We start from the raw sequence: 3,144 nt of genomic DNA on the forward strand, positions 1-3,144 counted from the left end.
GCGAGGATCTCGATGGGCGCGGTCGCCGCGGTGGCCGTGGGCGCGACGGGTGCCGGCGCGGCCGGTGCTGCGGGCATGCTGCCCGAGCCCGCGCAGGTCGTGTTCGACGGGATGGCCGGCACGGAGCGCGGCGTCGATCGTGCGGTGAGCCCGGGCCACGTCGAGGGTGCGACGGACACCGAGGACGAGGGCGTCGACGGCAGCGGGCTCGAGCACGCCGAGGAGCAGGCCGGGTCGGGCCTCGAGACCGCCGTGGAGCACGCCGACGTGAACGCCGAGTCCGGCCTCGAGACCGCGGAGGAGAACGCGGGCTCCGGGATCGGCACCGGTGAGGAGGCGTCCGGGGGCACCGTGCCCGAGGGCGCGGGCGACGTTCCCGACGACGCCGGCTCGCAGGCGGATGACGCGGGTTCCCGGGCGGATGACGCGGGCTCGCAGGCCGGCGACCGCCCCGCGTCCGGCGGCGCCGGAGACTGACGGATCCGTCCGACCGGTTCACGACGGGCCCCCGCCGACCTCGGCGGGGGCCCGTCGCCGTCCGTCCGGGGCATCCGTCGCCCTGCCTGAGCGATACCTGAAGGGTATTTTGACAATACCCCCGGGGTATTGTTACGCTCATGCCATGACCTCGAAGCGGTACCTCATCATCGGCGGCGTCGCGGGCGGAATGTCCGCAGCCACCCGCCTCCGTCGGCTCGACGAGCACGCCGACATCATCGTGCTCGAGCGCGGCGGCCACGTCTCGTTCGCCAACTGCGGCCTGCCGTACTACCTCGGCGGCGTCATCGAGGAGCGCTCCAGCCTCCTCCTGCAGACCCCCGCCTCCCTCGGCAGCCGGTTCGGCCTCGACGTGCGCGTGCGCACCGAGGCCGTCGCCATCGACCGCGACGCGAAGACCGTGCTGGTGCGCGACCTCGTCACGGGCGAGGAGACCACCGAGGCGTACGACGCCCTCGTGCTCTCGCCCGGCGCGACCCCGGTGCGCCCGCCCATGCCGGGCGGCGACCGCATGCTCACCCTCCGCGACATCGACGACGTCGACCGCGCCATGGCCGAGCTCGAGGTCGCCCCGCGCAATGCGCTCGTCATCGGCGCCGGCTTCATCGGCCTCGAGATGGTCGAGAACCTCGTGCACCGCGGCCTCGACGTCACGCTCGTGGAGCTCGGCGACCAGGTGCTCCCGCCGCTCGACCCCGAGATGGCCGCGCCCGTCGCCGACCGCCTCCGCGACGCCGGCGTCGACGTGCGCCTCGGCACCCAGGTGACCGAGCTCCGCGCCTCCACCGCACTGCTCAGCGACGGCACGACCGTGCCGGCCGAGTTCGTGCTCGGCTCGATCGGCGTGCGCCCCGACACGAGGCTGGCCGCCGCGGCGGGCCTCGAGATCGGCGAGCGCGGCGGCATCCGGGTCGGCGACGACCTGCGCACGAGCGACCCGCACATCTGGGCGATCGGCGACGCCGTCGAGAAGGTCGACGCGATCAGCGGCGAGCACCGGCTCGTCGCCCTCGCGGGCCTGGCGAACCGCCACGGTCGGCTCGCCGCCGACGCGATCGCGGGCCGCGACGTGCGGGTGCGCGATGCGCTCGGCACCGCGGTGGTCGGGCTCATGGGCCTCACGATCGCGACGACCGGCTGGCCCGAGAAGCTGCTCCGCCGCGTCGGGCGCGAGATCCGCGTCGTCCACACCCACCCCGCCTCGCACACCGGCTACTACCCGGGCGCCGAGCAGATGGCGCTGAAGCTGGTCGTCGACGCCGAGACCGACGAGATCCTCGGCGCGCAGGGCATCGGCGGCGACGGGGTCGACAAGCGCATCGACGTCATCGCGACGGCGATGGCCGGCGGCCTCACCGCCTCCGACCTCGCCGACCTCGAGTTGGCGTACGCGCCGCAGTTCTCGTCGGCCAAGGACCCCGTGAACATGCTCGGCTACGTCGCGCTCAACGCCGTCGAGGGGCTCACCCCGTCGATCCAGTGGCACGAGCTCGACGCCGCGATGGAGGCGGGCGACGTGCTCGTCGACGTCCGCACGCCGGGAGAGGTCGCGGCCGGGGCCATCCCGGGCTCGATCAACATCCCGCTCGACGAGATCCGCGCGCGGATCGACGAGCTGCCCGCCGGGCGCCTCGTCGTGCACTGCAAGGTCGGCCAGCGCGGCCACACCGCGGTGCGCCTGCTCGCCCAGCTCGGCCGTGAGGCCGTGAACCTCGACGGCGGCTACCTCACGTGGCAGGCCGGCGAGTCCGCCCGCTCCCACGCCGAGGCCCGCGAGACCGCGATCGCCGCCTGAGCCATCCCGTCCACCCGGACCACCCCACGCACATCCGAACCTGGAGGAGAACCACCATGTGCAGCCCCGTCACCTGTTCCTGCGGCAAGACCACCTGGTCGGGCTGCGGCCAGCACATCGACTCGGTGAAGGACTACGTCCCGGCCGACCGCTGGTGCGACGGCGACCACGCCGACCGCTGAGCCGAGGCATCCGCCCCACCACCCGACCCCGACCCGGCCGCCGATCGCGGCCGGGTCCCCACCTTCCGAGGAGAACCACCATGTGCCGAGCCGTCACGTGCCGCAAGTGCGGCAAGACCACCTGGGCCGGTTGCGGCCAGCACGTCGACCAGGTCATGCGCGGCGTGCCGCGCAACCAGCGCTGCGCGGGCCACGAGGACGAGCCGTCGACCGGCTTCTTCGCGAAGCTCTTCGGCCGCTGAGCCGAGCCCGCGACGCCGAGCCGATGCCACGGGCCGAACGGGAGGAGTTCCCGACCTCGGGCCGGCGTGTCACCCCCCGACACGCCGCCCCCGCGCGGGAACTTCCTCCCGTTCGGCCCGTCCTCGTGCGCGAGGACGTTCGCGAGCTGCGTGCCCGCGCCGCCGAGGCATGGGCCGCCGCGATGGGGGATGCCACGTCCTGCGCCCTCGCCAAGGACGGACGTTCGCACCCCGCCGGGAAGTTCCACGAGGGCCGCACGGCCGCACTCGGCGAGCTGCTCAGGGCCTGCCCGACGGATGCCGCGGGCGAGACGATCGTCGCACTGGCCGCGTCGCTCGGCGACCGGTGGGCCGCCCGCGCGCTCCCGGGCGGCGGCGACCGCGACTGGGAGACCTATCGGTCGGGCGGCGTCGAGGCGCTGCGCGA

At 74.5% G+C, this 3,144-nt stretch carries 5 protein-coding genes; all 5 read left to right on the plus strand.

The window, feature by feature from the left end; all coding sequences use genetic code 11:
* On the plus strand, nucleotides 1–477 hold a 477-nt coding region (locus ESO86_RS14260; protein ID WP_207207153.1), incomplete at its 5' end, for a hypothetical protein.
* A 145-nt stretch (nucleotides 478–622) separates the two neighbouring features.
* Nucleotides 623–2,293 (plus strand): FAD-dependent oxidoreductase, encoded by a 1,671-nt coding sequence (locus ESO86_RS14265; RefSeq protein WP_129235592.1) that lies wholly within the window; start codon nucleotides 623–625, stop codon nucleotides 2,291–2,293.
* A 56-nt stretch (nucleotides 2,294–2,349) separates the two neighbouring features.
* Nucleotides 2,350–2,475, plus strand: coding sequence for a hypothetical protein (locus ESO86_RS20085; RefSeq protein WP_277985233.1), 126 nt, complete (start codon nucleotides 2,350–2,352; stop codon nucleotides 2,473–2,475).
* Between the two features lie 80 nt (nucleotides 2,476–2,555).
* Nucleotides 2,556–2,717: a hypothetical protein gene (locus ESO86_RS14270; RefSeq protein WP_129235593.1), complete on the plus strand. Its 162-nt coding sequence runs from the start codon at nucleotides 2,556–2,558 to the stop codon at nucleotides 2,715–2,717.
* A 125-nt stretch (nucleotides 2,718–2,842) separates the two neighbouring features.
* The coding region (locus ESO86_RS14275; RefSeq protein WP_165307892.1) for a hypothetical protein at nucleotides 2,843–3,144 on the plus strand (302 nt) is incomplete at its 3' end.

It is taken from the genome of Agromyces binzhouensis (genome assembly GCF_004135055.1).
Classification (GTDB): domain Bacteria; phylum Actinomycetota; class Actinomycetes; order Actinomycetales; family Microbacteriaceae; genus Agromyces; species Agromyces binzhouensis.